This window comes from Fulvivirga kasyanovii (genome assembly GCF_009711405.1).
Taxonomy (GTDB): domain Bacteria; phylum Bacteroidota; class Bacteroidia; order Cytophagales; family Cyclobacteriaceae; genus Fulvivirga; species Fulvivirga kasyanovii.
This window is the reverse complement of record NZ_SMLW01000640.1, coordinates 17,162-33,059: the sequence shown is the minus strand read 5'-3', so window position 1 is coordinate 33,059 and position 15,898 is coordinate 17,162. Positions and strand designations below refer to the sequence as shown.

General features: G+C 44.0%; 17 protein-coding genes. 13 read left to right on the top strand and 4 right to left on the bottom strand.

The genetic code is table 11. The annotated features are described in order from the left end of the window. The 10 genes from E1163_RS22515 to E1163_RS22470 form a co-directional block, all read left to right on the top strand. On the top strand, positions 1-126 hold a 126-nt coding region (locus E1163_RS22515), incomplete at its 5' end, for a sigma factor-like helix-turn-helix DNA-binding protein (RefSeq protein WP_281353168.1). Positions 127-135: 9 nt separating this feature from the next. Beyond that, positions 136-1,611: a phytoene desaturase family protein gene (locus E1163_RS22510; protein ID WP_155174728.1), complete on the top strand. Its 1,476-nt coding sequence runs from the start codon at positions 136-138 to the stop codon at positions 1,609-1,611. Positions 1,612-1,614: 3 nt separating this feature from the next. After that, positions 1,615-2,451 (top strand): phytoene/squalene synthase family protein, encoded by an 837-nt coding sequence (locus tag E1163_RS22505; RefSeq protein ID WP_155174727.1) that lies wholly within the window; start codon positions 1,615-1,617, stop codon positions 2,449-2,451. A gap of 2 nt (positions 2,452-2,453) precedes the next feature. After that, positions 2,454-2,975 carry an isopentenyl-diphosphate Delta-isomerase gene (gene idi / locus E1163_RS22500; RefSeq protein ID WP_155174726.1) on the top strand — a complete coding sequence of 174 codons (522 nt, stop codon included), beginning with the start codon at positions 2,454-2,456 and terminating at the stop codon, positions 2,973-2,975. 25 nt (positions 2,976-3,000) lie between these two features. Beyond that, a complete protein-coding gene (locus tag E1163_RS22495) occupies positions 3,001-3,168 on the top strand; it encodes a DUF6435 family protein (protein WP_155174725.1) in 168 nt (55 codons plus the stop codon). Beyond that, entirely contained in the window at positions 3,169-4,470 is a 1,302-nt protein-coding gene (locus E1163_RS22490; protein WP_155174724.1) for a cryptochrome/photolyase family protein, read from the top strand. Continuing rightward, the gene (locus E1163_RS22485; protein WP_155174723.1) at positions 4,467-5,912 is read left to right on the top strand and encodes an SDR family oxidoreductase; all 1,446 of its coding nucleotides are present in this window, start codon (positions 4,467-4,469) and stop codon (positions 5,910-5,912) included. The genes E1163_RS22490 and E1163_RS22485 overlap by 4 nt, the downstream gene beginning before the upstream one ends. A 45-nt stretch (positions 5,913-5,957) precedes the next feature. Next, positions 5,958-6,434, top strand: a complete 477-nt coding sequence (locus E1163_RS22480; RefSeq protein ID WP_155174722.1) for an SRPBCC family protein — start codon at positions 5,958-5,960, stop codon at positions 6,432-6,434. Positions 6,435-6,446: 12 nt separating this feature from the next. Beyond that, positions 6,447-6,920 carry a sterol desaturase family protein gene (locus E1163_RS22475; protein WP_155174721.1) on the top strand — a complete coding sequence of 158 codons (474 nt, stop codon included), beginning with the start codon at positions 6,447-6,449 and terminating at the stop codon, positions 6,918-6,920. Between the two features lie 53 nt (positions 6,921-6,973). After that, positions 6,974-7,678 carry a lycopene cyclase domain-containing protein gene (locus E1163_RS22470; RefSeq protein ID WP_155174720.1) on the top strand — a complete coding sequence of 235 codons (705 nt, stop codon included), beginning with the start codon at positions 6,974-6,976 and terminating at the stop codon, positions 7,676-7,678. A gap of 21 nt (positions 7,679-7,699) precedes the next feature. Here E1163_RS22470 and E1163_RS22465 read toward each other — a convergent pair whose 3' ends face one another. Continuing rightward, positions 7,700-10,108 (bottom strand): ABC transporter permease, encoded by a 2,409-nt coding sequence (locus tag E1163_RS22465; protein WP_155174719.1) that lies wholly within the window; start codon positions 10,106-10,108, stop codon positions 7,700-7,702. 78 nt (positions 10,109-10,186) lie between these two features. Beyond that, complete coding sequence (locus tag E1163_RS22460; RefSeq protein ID WP_155174718.1) at positions 10,187-10,690, bottom strand: YybH family protein; 504 nt, start codon at positions 10,688-10,690, stop codon at positions 10,187-10,189. A gap of 118 nt (positions 10,691-10,808) precedes the next feature. Here E1163_RS22460 and E1163_RS22455 point away from each other — a divergent pair, with 118 nt between their 5' ends. From E1163_RS22455 to E1163_RS22445, 3 genes are all read left to right on the top strand, one after another. After that, a complete protein-coding gene (locus tag E1163_RS22455) occupies positions 10,809-11,807 on the top strand; it encodes a beta-ketoacyl-ACP synthase III (protein ID WP_155174717.1) in 999 nt (332 codons plus the stop codon). 7 nt (positions 11,808-11,814) lie between these two features. Next, complete coding sequence (locus E1163_RS22450) at positions 11,815-12,042, top strand: hypothetical protein (protein ID WP_155174716.1); 228 nt, start codon at positions 11,815-11,817, stop codon at positions 12,040-12,042. Positions 12,043-12,114: 72 nt separating this feature from the next. After that, the gene (locus E1163_RS22445) at positions 12,115-12,825 is read left to right on the top strand and encodes a hypothetical protein (RefSeq protein ID WP_155174715.1); all 711 of its coding nucleotides are present in this window, start codon (positions 12,115-12,117) and stop codon (positions 12,823-12,825) included. Positions 12,826-13,262: 437 nt separating this feature from the next. On the opposite strand, the gene E1163_RS22440 is transcribed toward E1163_RS22445, so the two are convergent. Next, positions 13,263-14,225, bottom strand: a complete 963-nt coding sequence (locus E1163_RS22440; protein ID WP_155174714.1) for a hypothetical protein — start codon at positions 14,223-14,225, stop codon at positions 13,263-13,265. Positions 14,226-14,245: 20 nt separating this feature from the next. Beyond that, a complete protein-coding gene (locus E1163_RS22435; protein ID WP_155174713.1) occupies positions 14,246-15,889 on the bottom strand; it encodes a SusD/RagB family nutrient-binding outer membrane lipoprotein in 1,644 nt (547 codons plus the stop codon). Positions 15,890-15,898 lie beyond the last annotated feature (9 nt).

Sequence of the window (15,898 nt, the reverse complement as noted above, 5' to 3'; positions counted from 1 at the left end):
CATGTTGACGGGTACAAGTATCATGAAATAGCAGACAGCCTGGAGATTCCGATAGGCACTGTAAAAAACAGGATATTCCATGCCCGTAAGGAAATCCAAAAAAAGCTGGTGGCTTATAGCACCTAAATGGAATAAATGACAAAAACTAATATTGCCGTAATCGGAGCAGGCTTTGCGGGTTTATCCGCAGCCTGCTGCCTTGCTAAGGCAGGCTGCTCCGTAACCGTTTATGAAAAAAATGAATCCCCCGGAGGAAGGGCCAGAAAATTCGAAGCCGATGGCTTCACTTTTGACATGGGCCCAAGTTGGTATTGGATGCCAGACGTTTTTGAGAAATTCTTTAACCAATTCGGCAAAACCACCTCTGATTATTATGAGCTGATCCGGCTCGACCCTTCTTATAAAGTTCTTTTTAGTAAAAATGATATTGTTGACATTCCCGCCAGACCTGACGATATCTATGCCTTATTCGATAAGCTGGAGCCGGGAAGCTCCAAACAACTTAAAGCATTTCTGCAAGAGGCTGCCTACAAATATGAAGTAGGTATCAATGACCTCGTGTACAAGCCCGGCAGGTCCGTCAAAGAGTTTATGGACATGCGCCTGCTCACAGGTGTTTTCAAACTCCATGTTTTTCAATCCATTGCTACATATATCCGAAAATATTTCAAAGACCCCAGGCTCATTCAGCTTTTAGAGTTTCCCGTTCTTTTCCTGGGTGCCATGCCTTCAAAAACTCCGGCCCTGTACAGCCTGATGAACTACGCAGATATAGCCCTGGGTACGTGGTATCCTAAAGGCGGGATGTTCAAAATCGTAGAAGGAATGGTCTCACTGGCAGAGTCCTTAGGTGTAAAATTTCATTATAATTCACCGGTTTCTTCCATCCTGATGAAGGACTCAAAGGTTAAAAGCCTGGTAGTCAACGGCACTGAACATGAACACGACTATGTCATAGGTGGAGCGGACTATCATCATATAGAGCAAAATCTACTGCCTGAAAATTATCGTAAGTATGATGAAAAATACTGGGACACACGTGATATGGCACCATCTTCCCTGATCTTTTACCTGGGCATCAACAAAAAAATTAAAAACCTGCTCCATCATAACCTCTTCTTCGATGAAGAGTTTGAACAGCACGCAAAGGATATATATACTGATCCAAAATGGCCTCAAAAGCCGCTATTTTATGTATGCGCCGCCTCCAAAACGGATAACGAGTGCGCCCCCGAGGGAATGGAGAATGTATTTATACTGATACCGGTGGCGCCGGGTCTTGAAGATAATGAAGAGATAAGGGAGCGTTATTACAACCTTACGCTTGCCCGGATGGAAAGCCTGACAGGAGAATCAATTAAAGATCATGTGATCTATAAAAGAAGCTATGCCCACAGCAATTTCATTGAAGATTATCACGCCTTCAAAGGAAATGCTTACGGGCTGGCCAATACATTAAAACAAACGGCCATTCTTAAGCCGTCAATTAACAACCGAAAAGTACAAAACTTATTTTATACAGGACAGCTTACTGTACCCGGCCCCGGAGTACCTCCGTCGATTATTTCAGGGCAGGTTGTAGCAAGTGAAATTATCAACCAATTACATTAACCTATGAAAGAGCTTTATGATAAGGTCTCTACAAAGTGTAGTTACCTTGCAACCCAATCGTACAGCACTTCCTTTTCATTGGCTATCAAATGCCTTGACCCCAAGCTGCGCAACCCGATATGTGCCATTTATGGCTTCGTCAGGTTTGCCGATGAGATTGTGGATACTTTTCATGATTATGATAAGCCACAACTGCTGGACAGGTTTGAAAAGGATACGTACCTGGCCATTGAAGAAGGAATAAGTCTCAACCCGATCCTCAACAGTTTTCAGCATGCGGTCAACAAGTATAATATTGACCGGAAACTGATAGAGCAGTTTCTTTACAGTATGCGCATGGACCTGACCAAAACTAACCACAATATGGACAGTTTTGAAACGTACATACTGGGCTCTGCCGAGGTGGTCGGACTTATGTGCCTGAAGGTATTCTGCGAAGGCGATCAGGCAGAGTATGACCGGCTAAAGCCTTATGCCATGAAGCTGGGCTCTGCTTTTCAAAAAATTAATTTCCTTCGCGACCTGCGTGATGATTACCAGCACATGGGACGCACCTACTTCCCGGGTCTTAACATGGAACAGTTTGATGAGATCAGTAAAGCCGAGATCGAAAAAAGTATCGAAAGTGATTTCAAAATGGGTTTTAAAGGCATCAAGCAATTGCCCCGGTCTGCACGGTTTGGGGTTTACCTGGCATATGTCTATTATTACGCCCTGTTTAACAAGATCAGAAGAACGCCTTCGTCCAACGTAATGGAAAAACGCATCAGGATACCTAACCAGAAAAAGTTTTCCATACTTTTTTATACCTATTTAAAACACAGACTTAACCTGATTTGAGCATGGAAGAAGTAGTATTGGTAGACTCTAAAGACAGGGAGATCGGAAGAATGGAAAAGCTGGAGGCACACAAAAAAGGGGTATTGCACCGGGCGTTTTCAGTACTCATTTTCAACTCCCGGCATGAGCTGCTCATTCAAAGAAGAAGTGAAGGCAAATATCACTCAGGCGGACTGTGGACAAACACATGCTGCAGCCACCCCCGCCCGGAAGAGCCGGTGCATGAGGCTGCCAAAAGACGACTGATGGAAGAAATGGGGATAGACCTCCAGCCGGAGTTTCTGTATAAATTTATTTACAAGACTGAGCTGGACAATCAACTCACGGAGCATGAGCTCGACCACGTATTTACCGGGACATTTGACGGTGAACCAAACATCAATAAAGATGAAGTGGACGACTGGAAGTATGTAGACCTGAAAACGCTTAAAGCAGACATAGAAGCCAATGCAGACCACTATACGCACTGGTTCAAAATCATAATCGAAAATATTGCGCCCCATCTGAAATTGAAAGTGGCGTAGGTAAGTCATAAAATAACAATAGCATATGTTTTCATTCTTTAAACCCGATCCGGTTAAAAAATTGAAGAACAGAAAGAAAAAGATTCTGGAAGAGGCTATGCGCATACAGCGTTCGGGCGACCTCAGACTTTATGCTTTAAAAATGGAAGAGGCAGAGGCCATACAGAAAGAGATTGATAAAAAATTAACTTAAATGGATTCGGTAAACATCTTTTGGTTCAGGAGGGATTTGCGGCTGGATGATAATGTAGGCCTGTACCACGCCTTAAGCGACGAGTTGCCGGTACTTCTACTGTTCATTTTTGACACCAACATACTCGATGACCTGGAAGACAGGCATGATGCGCGAGTCTCCTTTATTCATCAGCAGATTTCGGACATCAATGACGACCTCAAAAGCAAAGGCAGCTCGCTTATTGTGGAGCAGGGCACTCCTCAGGAAGTATGGAAAAAACTAACAGACCAATATCAGGTCAGAAAGGTTTATACCAACCATGATTATGAACCTTATGCGCTGGAAAGGGACAAAAACATAGCATCGCTGCTAAAAAAACATGATATTGAGTTCAAAACTTATAAGGACCACGTCCTGCTTGAAAAATCGGAAGTATTAAAAGATAATGGAGATCCCTATGTGGTCTTCACTCCATATAGCAGGCAGTGGCACAGCACTATTTCAGACAAGAATTACGAACCGGTGCCATCTGCCCTGCACTTTAAAAACTTTGTACAGCGCAAATTTGAAAGGCCGCCAACGCTTGAAAGCTTAGGGTTTAAACCTGCCAATATAGACATCCCATCCCCGAATGTGACAGACACGGTGCTGGAACATTATAAAGAGCGCCGCGATTTCCCCGCTGTGGATGGCACATCCCGCCTGGGTATACACCTGAGGTTCGGCACGGTGAGCATCAGAAAAATAGCCAATGAAGCCCGGAAAAAAAGTAAGGTCTACCTGAATGAGCTTATCTGGCGTGAGTTTTACCAGATGATACTCTGGCACTTCCCAAGGGTAGTAGACGAAAACTTCCAGACGAAATACAATAAGCTGAACTGGAGGAATAATGAAAAGGAATTTGACCTCTGGTGCAAAGGACAAACAGGCTACCCGATTGTGGATGCCGGGATGCGGGAGCTTAACACTACGGGCTATATGCACAACCGCGTGAGGATGATCGTGGCCAGCTTCCTTACCAAGCACCTGCTGATAGACTGGCGCTGGGGCGAGGCCTATTTCGCAAAAAAACTGCTGGATTATGAACTTGCTTCCAACAACGGCGGCTGGCAATGGGCGGCCGGTACCGGGGTAGATGCGGCACCGTATTTCAGGGTGTTTAACCCTGAGCTTCAAACGAAAAAATTTGATCCGGAGCTAAAATATATCAGGCAATGGGTACCGGAGTTTCAGGAGCTTGGCTATCCCAAGCCGATAGTTGAGCACAAAACAGCGCGAGAAAGGGCCATCAAAACTTATAAACAGGCATTAGGGTCATGAAAATCCTGCTCACAGGTTCAACGGGTTATATCGGCCGACGGCTGCTCCCTGTTCTGGTGGCCGAGGGCCATCATGTGGTATGTCTCGTCCGCGACAGGCGCAGGTTTGACTGGGAAGATTTTGATGAAGAGTTCCTGAGATTTGTTACCGTACTGGAGGCCGACCTCGAAAAAAAGGAAACACTGAAAGACTTACCCGGTGATATTGATGTGGCATATTACCTGGTACACTCCATGAGTAGTTCCTATGCAGGGTTTTCTGATTCTGAGAAAAACACGGCACTGAATTTTGCGGAATACATAAAAAGAACTTCTGCCCGTCAGATCATATACCTCAGCGGTATAGTCAACGACCACGAGCTGTCAGAACACCTGAGCTCCAGAAAAAATGTGGAAGACTTTCTAAAGACCTCTGAGAAACCTTTAACCGTACTAAGAGCTGCGATCATAATAGGGTCAGGCAGCGCTTCCTTTGAGATCATCAGAGACCTGGTGGAGAAGCTGCCCGTTATGGTGGCTCCAAAATGGCTCAAAACCAGGTGCCAGCCCATCGGCGTCCGCAATGTTATCCAGTACCTGCTTGGCGTGCTGAACCATGAGGAGACCTTTGATCAGATATATGACATCGGCGGACCTGACATATTAACGTATAAGCAAATGCTGATGGGGTATGCTACGGTGAGAAAGCTACAGAGGCTGATAATCACCGTACCTGTACTTTCCCCGAAGCTATCATCACTATGGCTATACTTTGTTACCTCTACCTCCTATCCCCTGGCACGCAACCTGGTCGACAGCATGCGGCATGATGTGGTGGCAAAACTTGGAAACATCGACAAACTTGTACCCATCAAAAAATACTCTTACCACGAAGCCCTGGAAATGGCTTTTAGCCGGATCAGCCAGAAGAATGTTATCTCCAGTTGGAAAGATGCCATTTCTAATGAGGGCATGAACCATAGCTTCCGCGATTTCATTGAAGTACCGCAGCATGGATGTTTCAATGACATCAGAACAGTGGAGTTTGATGCTGATATCCAGGAGGTGAAGAAAAAGCTGTGGTCTATTGGAGGCACAAATGGCTGGTACTATGGGAATTTCCTGTGGGAGATCCGGGGCTTTTTAGATAAAGCTGTGGGTGGTGTAGGCCTGAGAAGAGGACGAAGAAGCCCCACCGAATTAAAGGCTGGTGATGCTCTGGATTTCTGGCGTGTGTTGCTGGCCAGTGAAAAAGACCGTAAACTATTGCTATATGCAGAGATGAAGCTGCCCGGAGAGGCCTGGCTGGAGTTCCACATTAAAGAAAACCAGGGTAGAAAAATCCTTATGCAAAAAGCGACTTTCAGGCCGCTGGGCATTTGGGGCCGCATCTACTGGTATTGTGTACTGCCTTTCCATTTTCTCATATTCCCGGGCATGGCTTCTAAAATTGTAAAAGTATGACAAGTGAAACATGGGTTTTGCACTCAATGATATCTCAAGACTAAGATGAAAATATACAACCTTAAAAAAACGCAGTATTTGCCCATCAGCCTGTCGGAGGCATGGGAGTTCTTCTCTACACCCAAAAACCTGAAAGAAATAACACCGGAGCATATGGGTTTCAAGATCAGATATTCGTCCGGCGGGGAAAAAATGTACCCTGGTCAGCTCATTTGCTACAAAGTGAACATTTTACCCGGTATACCGGTTGACTGGGTAACGGAAATTACACATGTCCGGGAACCCTATTATTTTGTAGACGAGCAAAGGTTTGGCCCCTATGCGCTCTGGCATCATCAGCATCATTTCCGTGAAGTTAAAGATGGCGTGGAGATGACCGATGAGGTAAACTATGCCATACCTTTTGGTGTTATTGGCAGGATAGCCAATAGTATTTTTGTTGAAAAAGAGGTAAAGGCTATCTTTGACCACCGCTCCAAGGTGCTACAGGATTATTTTCAAAACAGGACAGTAACCGTTTAAAAAAGTGTAAATATGGAGATTTTCACCATTCTGATTTGCGCATTGATCGTCATTGTCACCTTCCTGTTTATGGAATTTGTGGCATGGTTCACCCATAAGTACATTATGCATGGTTTTCTATGGGTATGGCACAGGTCGCATCACAAAAAACATAACCACACTCTGGAAAGAAATGACCTGTTTGCCCTGGTATTCAGCTTGCCGAGTATTGGCCTGATCTACTACGCCACCCTGGTCAACTATTCACCATATTTATTGTCAGTTGGGATAGGAATATTGTGTTACGGAGTCTTTTATTTCATTTTTCATGACATTATAGTACATCAGCGAATCAAATGGCGCCCCAGCAAAAGGAGTAAATATCTGGAGCGTATGATCAATGCTCATTACATCCACCACAAAAAACACACAAAAGAAGATGGCGAGGCCTTTGGTTTCCTTTATGCCCCTAAGAAGTATAAAGTAAAAAGCATAAGGGAATCGTAAAAAACTTACCTGTGTATGTTATTTTTTAAATGTGTGAATAAATATTTTTAGCAATGGATTGGCAGTACCTATATCTTTTACTCAACTCACTAGCCATATCGGTACCATTGGCCTTTAGTTTTTATCCTAAAGCCAATTTTTCCCAGAAGTGGCAGTACCTGATGCCTGCCATAGCCATACCCGGGGTGCTTTTTATTCTTTGGGACGTATATTTTACCAAGTGGGGTATCTGGGGCTTCAACGAGACGTATTTAACCGGGCTACACATTGCCAACCTTCCTTTGGAGGAATGGCTGTTTTTTATCTGTATTCCCTATGCCTGCGTATTTACCTATTTTAGTTTTAAGTACCTTTTCAAAGAAGATTATTTAGGAAAGTATGCACCAGCCATCACCTGGGTCCTTATTGCCATCTCATTCTTAATTGCAGCCAGCAATACCCACAGGGCATATACCTCTGTCACTTTCTTTGCTTTATGCGCCTTCTTACTGGTTCATATTTTCATTCTGAGATCTCAGTATCTCGGAAGGTTCTATTTTAGCTTTATCTTCATACTCGTACCTTTTTTCCTGATCAACGGCGTATTAACCGGGTCTTACATTCCTGACCAGGTAGTATGGTACAACAATGCGGAAAACCTTGGGATCAGGCTGGGCACTATCCCGGTGGAAGACACCTTTTACGGTATGCTCCTGCTCCTGATGAATGTTACCTTATTTGAAGAACTGGAAAACAAGCTGAGGGATCACCCGTTATAATCCCCCATTACCCACAGTCCTTTATTCATTCCTCAACGTATCCACCGGGTTCATCATGGCGGCCTTTACAGATTGATAGCTGATGGTGATCAGTGAAAGCAACAACGCCACGGCTATGGCCAAAAGTATCGGGAAAATGCCTATAGTCACTTTATATTCAAAATCTGCAAGCCATTGGCTCATGCCATAATAGGCCAGAGGAGCCGTGATGAGAAATGCAATAATGACAAGCTTGGTAAAATCTCGGGAAACCAGCAGAAACAGGCTGGCGATTGTTGCCCCCAGCACTTTCCTGATACCAATCTCTTTTGTACGTTGCTCCACGGTAAAAGCCACCAGTCCGAACAACCCTAAACAGGCAATTATAATAGCCAGGCTCGCAAACATGGTAAAAATGTCGCCCAGCCGTAATTCATTGTCATACAGTTTTTGATACTCCTGATCAAGGAACCGATAGTCGAAGGGGCGATGAGGCACCTGCTCAGCCCACACTGCCGCTACCCCTGCAAGTGTTTGCTCCATATCGGCAGGCATGACCTTCACCAGTATTTCATTGTACTGGGCAGGTTCAATAAAAAGCACCAGCGGGTTTATCTTATTTTTTAATGATGAAAAATGAAAATCCTTCAATACTCCTGCCACTACACCCTGTCTACCGTTGAGCATGGCTCGGCGGCCAACGATGTCTCCCGGAGTAAGCAATATTTGCTTTACCAGCTCCTCATTCACCAAAAAGCTGTATTCTCTCGTATTAAAATCTTCCCGGGTCGACCGCTCCACATCGGCTTCGGTGAAAGCTTTGCCTTCAAGTAATTCCATACCCAGATTTGAGACAAAATCTTTATCCACCGTAACAGCGTTAACTGATAAAGTTTTTTCTCCTTCCATACCCTCCACATGAATGCTATAGCCTCCGTTAATGTTTGCCGGATTTTCAGAGGCAATGGAAACCCCCACTACATCAGGCCTCAACTCCAACTGCTGTTTTATCCGATCGAAGTTTTTGTTCACTTCTTTGTCGGTGGATATTACCAGCATATTTTCTTTGTCATACCCCAGTTTCTTATCTCTCATAAAGTTTAGCTGCTTATAGATCACCAGAGTGCCAATGATCAGGAATATGGAAATTGAAAACTGCACCACCACAAGTATTTTCCGAAGGAAGTTACCTTTCGAAGATCTTTTAAAGCTGCCTTTGAGTACATCCCCCGGCTGAAAAGAGGCAAGGCTAAGCGCAGGATAAGCCCCTGCCAACAGACTTACCACAATAATGATCAAAAGCAGCCCCGGCAATATTGGATAACTCAGCAGATGCCCGACCGTGAGGGCTTTACCTGTAAAGGTATTGAAAGGCCCGAGCACAGCGCCAACCAAAGCTATTGATATGGCTGTGGCAAGTAAGGTGATGATTACCGACTCTCCCATAAACTGATAGAAGAGCTGCTTTTTAAATGCCCCCATAACCTTCCTCATGCCTACTTCCCGAGCCCTGTCTGCCGACCGTGCGGTGGCCAGGTTCATGTAATTGATACAGGCTATCAAAAGGATAAGGATACCGATAACTGTAAAAATGTAAATGTTTTTTATGCTTCCCTGGGGTTCCATTTCTGCCTGCACATCGGAGTACAGGTGAATGTCTGTAATCGGCATGAGGTCATAAGAAAAGCTGTAACCGGAACTGGCAAACTCCTCACCTAGCTGACCAGCCACAAAAGCAGAGATCTCTTCCTCAAGTTTTTGACGATTGGCTGCATTTTCAAATACAATATAGGTGGCATAGTTGGCACTGTACCACGTTTCACTCCCGGCAGCACTGAGGCTGGAGAATGAAGCCAAAAAATCGAAATGGAAATGAGAGTTATGTGGCTGGTCTTCAACAACGCCTGTTACCTGAAAATCCTGAGTACTATTGATTTTGAGTATTTTTCCCATTGGGTCAGCATCGCCAAAGTATTTTTTTGCAGCGGACTCTGTTACGACCAGCGCATTGGGTTGTGCTAAAGCTGTAGAAGGGTTTCCTTTGATCAGCTTAAAGCTAAACACATCAAAAAATGAGCTGTCGGCATAAAGGAATTTTTTCTCCTGGTATTTTTCATGCCCGTATTGTACCACCACAGGACTGAAAATGCTCACATCAAAAAGCCGGACACCTGTTTTTACTTCTGAAAACTCCCTGAGGATACCGGGCAGCAAGGCTGTCGGCGTATTATACATTTTAGCTGACGAACCGCCATATTCGTACGTAGTATTTACCCTGTAAATATCTTTTGCCTGCTGATGAAAACGATCATAGCTGCGTTCATCTGTAATGTAAAGCGCCAGAAGCAGGCAGCATGAAAGGCCAACGGCAAGTCCGGAAATATTGATCAGCGAATAACCAGATTTCCTGATCAGATTCCTGACCGCAATTTTAAAGTAGTTTTTGAGCATAGTACAGAAGTTTTGATGAATAAAATCCCTTCTTCACCACCAACTTCTATAAGACTCAATAATTTCAGAAAGGTTGCATCATTGCCATGCGTAAGTATCCAGCAGTATTTTATAGCCTTCATCAGTGTACTTCCATATCAATATGAAATCAACCTCACTGGTATGCTCCTTTCCATCATGCATGGTGGTAAGCGCGGAGTGTCCCAACTGGTACACCAACTTTTGGTTGTTATCAATATCAATCCCTTGCGCCCTCCACCCCGGGGGTTTGTTTTTCAGCGCTTTCCAATATTCATTCTCATAAATGGATTTTTCATCTTTGGTTACCTCAATCACCTCCAGCTCCCACTTTACCGGGTTCTTTATACTGGTCCAGTACTCATCAATATCGGTCCTGGTTGTAATTTGTTTATCCCCGGGACTTATCAGGTAAGCTTCGTCGAGATAAAAACCTGCAACCTTCTTAAGGTTTCCGGAATTAAATGCCGCCTCCATCTGTTCGTTAAGCTGCTTTATCGTCTGATCGACCTCATCCTGAGGCATGGCAAAGGACATGATGACAGACAGTAAAAAGTAATTCATATCTGTTGGTTTAGTTAAACAATATACACATAAAAACAGGCATTTTACTGTGTACTTATAAGCCTAACTAACATTAGTTAATTTTAGTTATATTTGATGCTTTAAAAAATTATATTAAATGCGCTATTCAAAAATTGCAGGAGTTGGTCATTACGTACCCGAAAGAGTGGTCACAAACGATGACCTTTCCAAGTTGATGGACACAAACAATGAATGGATCATCGAAAGGACAGGTATCCGGGAACGAAGGTTTATTGACCCTAAAACTGATACCGTAGCCAACATGGCTGCAAAAGCAACCCATATGGCCCTGGAACGTGCCAATTTAAAGGTTGAAGATATTGATTTTATTGTACTGGCTACCATCACTCCGGATTATTTCTTCCCAGGTTCGGGAGTATTGTTACAACGTGAGCTTGGGCTGGAATCGATTGGAGCACTGGACATCAGAAACGCCTGCTCCGGTTTTATATATGCTTTGTCTACCGCTGACCAGTTCATCAAAACAGGGATGTACAAAAACATTCTGGTAATTGGCGCAGAAATACAATCTACCGCCCTTGACCTGACTACAAGGGGAAGAGGCACGGCCGTGATCTTCGGAGACGGTGCAGGTGCCGTAATTTTGCAACCTTCGGATGAGCCGGGCATCCTGTCTTCTCATTTGCATTCCGACGGTCGTTATGCTGAGGAGCTCTATGTAAAAGACCCTGGCAGTAGCCGTCCGCATGAAGAGAGGCAACCGGAACAGATAACAGATACGTCTACATTCAAAGTCCACATGAATGGCAACATGGTATTCAAACATGCTGTTGTACGCTTTCATGAGGTAATTATGGAAGCCCTGGATGCTAACAACTTAACAAAAGACGACATAGACCTGTTGATACCTCATCAGGCCAATCTCAGGATAAGTAATTACATCCAGCAAAAGCTTGGATTACCTGATGAAAAGGTGTATAATAACATTATGAGATATGGTAATACCACTGCCGGCTCTATTCCTATCGCCATGAGCGAAGCTTGGGGGGAAGGAAAGATCAAAGAGGGCGACCTGCTCTGTATGGCGGCGTTTGGAAGTGGATTTACATGGGCTTCTTCACTTATAAAATGGTAATATTTGTATGAAAACATCTATATACAACCCCAGTACTTTAGAAGTAGAAATAGCACAGGCTATTGAAAACCTGCAGGATAGCTTGCAGAAGCAATTATCTTCCGGTACAAAAATTATTAAAATTGAAAACAAAATAGCAGAGGACAACCCTCTTGTAAAGCTGTTTCTTGAAGATAGTGATGGTGACCCACACGAAGTTGTACTTAAAATAATTCAGACTCCGGATAAATTTTAATGGCAAAAAAATTGGGTTTCTAACTAAGGATCAATCAGTTCTAAATTCAATTTTTCACTTTAACCATTATCCATGAGAACCCTTTTAATGGCTATGCTACTTACTTTGGTATGTACCATAGCCTTTTCCCAAACGACAAACCAGGAAATATCCATCCTGGATCAAAATGTCAATCCCGGTCAGGTTATTGATGAACTGCCTTTACCTCCACCAGGTATGGAAGGTAGCTTTTACCTGAATGAAAACTGGTTGACAGGCGATTTTACCATTACCAACAGTGATAAGTTGTATAAAAACTTTCCGCTAAGGTATGACCTGAAGAACCAGCTTCTTGAAATCGAGAATAACGACCAAACCAAGATCTGTACACTTCCGGTATTAAAAACGTTTTCATACAGAAATCATAATAATAAGATCGAAAGCTACATCAATACAGACCTGATTGATGACGCCAATAAAGTCTTACCGAAATCAATAGCCCAGGTATTGTATGAGGATAAGCTGATGCTGATCGGTGTACCCTATGTGGAAGTCAAAGACCCAACCTATGTACCAGCCATTGATATGGGCAACCGCAACCAGCAGATCCTTAAAAAAATCGACTATTATGTGATTAACAATGCCAGGGCTCATAAAATAACAGGCTCTTCTTTCAAGAAAAATGAAGGGATTTTCGGCAACAAGAAAAGTGATGTAGAGAATTACATAAAGGAGAATAAGCTGAAATTTAACAAGGAAGAGGATTTGGTGAAGATATTTGATTATTATAACTCACTTATTTAATCCTAAGACTTTATATACCAAAAGGGCGGCACAAAAGCTGCCCTTTTTTATTCTATCCCATACTCACAAGCACAACTCTAGTACTGCAAGGGGCGCTTTCTATCAGCAAAAAGTACAGTCTTTTGTAATAGTATGTATTTGGCCAAAGGCCTTAAAGGCTGGAATTATACTGTCACGGTATTATCTACTATCAATGCTAAGCAACAGTTAAGCTTTACCTAACTTCCCGAAGTTTAGTAAAAGGCGTAGTCCAATGCTGTTGGCTGCCTTTCCTAATATATTGGTCCCAATCAAAAGGAACTATGTAATAGAGCAACGGTGGAAGAAGTTTATTAATTGTACGCAGGAAACAGGCCGGTGAGACAGGCTGCATTTCTGTTATAATAAAAGGACTACACGAGGAGTGTAGCCCTTTCCTACAAACAATATAACTAATGTTAATTCGGCGTAATGGTAAACGTGTACTGGATACCGGCCAACCCACAACAGGAGGTGGCATCGTAAGTAATATCAAAGGTAATTACGCCTGTATCCGGATCATAAGTGGTGCCTGGCCCTTGTACATAGATCACCTGAGTAGGGAAATCCACTGATCCTGGTGTTATGGTAATAGTCTCACAAATCTCACTAAAGGCCAGGCCAATAGGGAAATCAGGGCCAAAGATATCCAGGGTACCATCGCTCAGTTGATAAACCCCGCCTGAACCCGTAACCGTTACCGGCTGGGGGGACCTGAAATTAGACGGATCTGCATTGGATGACACCAATTCTGCAGTATAGTTTCCGGCAAGGTCTGACGGACAGGTAACAAGATATACCAGGTTCATCACCAGGCCTGGCTGGTTGGCAAAACTCGGGCTGAACGCTATGGTAGGTGTGCCATCAACACTGGTAACGAAGCCCGGCATTTTTCTGCCATCTTCAAAATTGAAGCCGGCAGTAATCTGGAACTGGTCTCCAAGTACTAAAGAATCTCTGGTAATAACCCCCGGATCAAAAGCGCCTATCAGGTCATCTGTATCGAGGGTAATGGTAGCTGGCCATGAAGTGAGGCTGGAAATTAAACCCGTGTACTTCTCCCCATTGGCTCGTGTCCAAAGCACTTCAATATCTACAGAGTTTACCGGGGCAAATTCCAGATTGCCATCCAGTTTTCCTGAACCTTGCGTAAGGCCGTCATCACCCTGCTGCAGGTCATTTCTCAAGTCTACGGAAAACTCCAGATTTACATTATCCAAGTTAGTAAGGTTAATAAACCCGTCATCATTTTCAGTGGTGTTAAAATTGGCCACGGCTCCTTTTGGAATATCATCAAGCTTAAACTTGATGGCATCTTCATCCTCACAGGCAGAAACCACGATGGCAAGCCCCACAACTATATATTTTAAAAATCCTTTCATGATATTCTATTTAATAGTGATCAATTAATGTCCCAAAACACTTTGTATGTCGTAGGGTTCTTCTGCTCAGGCGAATTTGGATTCAGGTTCAGGTCCTGATCCCTCCAGGGCAACGAAACCAGAAAGTTCCTTGCAGAAATGGTCGTTGAAGCAAAAGGCCCCGTGTCGTTATTAGGGTCAAACAATACAGGGTACCCCCTCCTTCTGTAGTCATTGTACTGATCTATAGAGTTACCGAAGCTGGCCAGCCATTTTTCGGTCAAAATAATCTCAAGCCTTCTGTCATCACTCCCTGCATTGTCATATTCCGTTAAAACGGCAGCGATATAAGCATCGCGGTCAACATCAGAAATGTTAGGGATCGTCTGTGTGCTGGATGTATTGTCTACGATCTGGTTCACTTTAGCAAAAGCAGCTTCCATGGCATCTTCCAGCAATTGTTTCGGGTCTTTGGCGATCACCCCGTCAAGAGCCAGCTCGGCTTCGATAAACAGGCGGCTGTAGTAAGGCAATATCCTCTCCGGCACATCGCCCGCACCGGTACTTAAAGACACTACCCCTCCCGCTCCATCATCATATTTACCGCCGGCCGGATAAAGCCCCAACACCGAACTGGACCTGTCCTGGTTCTGCGCCTGGTTAGGGTGTGTAGACCCAAAATGGATCGACAGAAACTGACCATCCAGGTACTCCCATGGGTTCTGCGGATTCTCTCCCGGAGCCAACTGGTTATAGATGTAGTAAGGCTCCCTGGGATCCTGAATACCTGTAAAAATATCAGGGTTCTGACCTGTCATGATCTGGTATAGCCAAATGCTGATGTAATAGGTTTTTGTGGCACTGGCATAGTCTGTTATAAATGCAGGATGTCTGTTGTCAGGGCTGGTAGAGACGCCATACCACATCTCGAAATCCTCATCCTGGCTACTAATCAGGTCATTTTCATTGATCAGAGCCACAATTTGAGCTTCTGCATCAGGTATCACATCTACACCTCTTATCTGATTAAGAAGTTTGAGCTTAATGGTTTTAGCGGCCTTTCTCCATTTTTCGATATCCCCGCCATAGATCAGGTCATCAGCACCGGGTACATTTTGGTTTTCAGCCTCAGCGTTGGCCAGATCGGCAATGCCCTCGTTCAGCAAAGCTATGACCTGAGGGTAGATCACCGCATCATCATCAAATGCCGGAAAACGAATATCAGGCATATTGTTGGCTTCACTAAAAGGCACATCGCCCCACACATCCACAAGTACACTGTAAGTATAGGCCTTTAATATTTTGGCAATACCTACATACTGCATGTCGCCGCTCTCTGTACCCGTCTCTATCATATAGCGGATGTCCTCCAGGGCAATATCATAAAATGCCTGCCATGAAGTGGTAATGGCAAAATCACTGCCCTGCGTACCGTACTGATCGGGGCTGGCCCTTCGCGTAACCTGATGCATAAATACACCCAGGTGAGAAGTCAACCCTCCGTTGGAAAGACCTAGGGAGTTGACGATGTTCAACTGCGAACTGGTTAACAATTGGTTTAGTGGTGCCGTTGTGGGGTTGTTGGGGTCTGTATTGATATCAAAATAGTCGTCACAACTCAATGAGAAAAGTAACAAAACCGCACAAACTACAACGCGCATATATCTATTAATTAATTTTTTCATCGCTGTAAG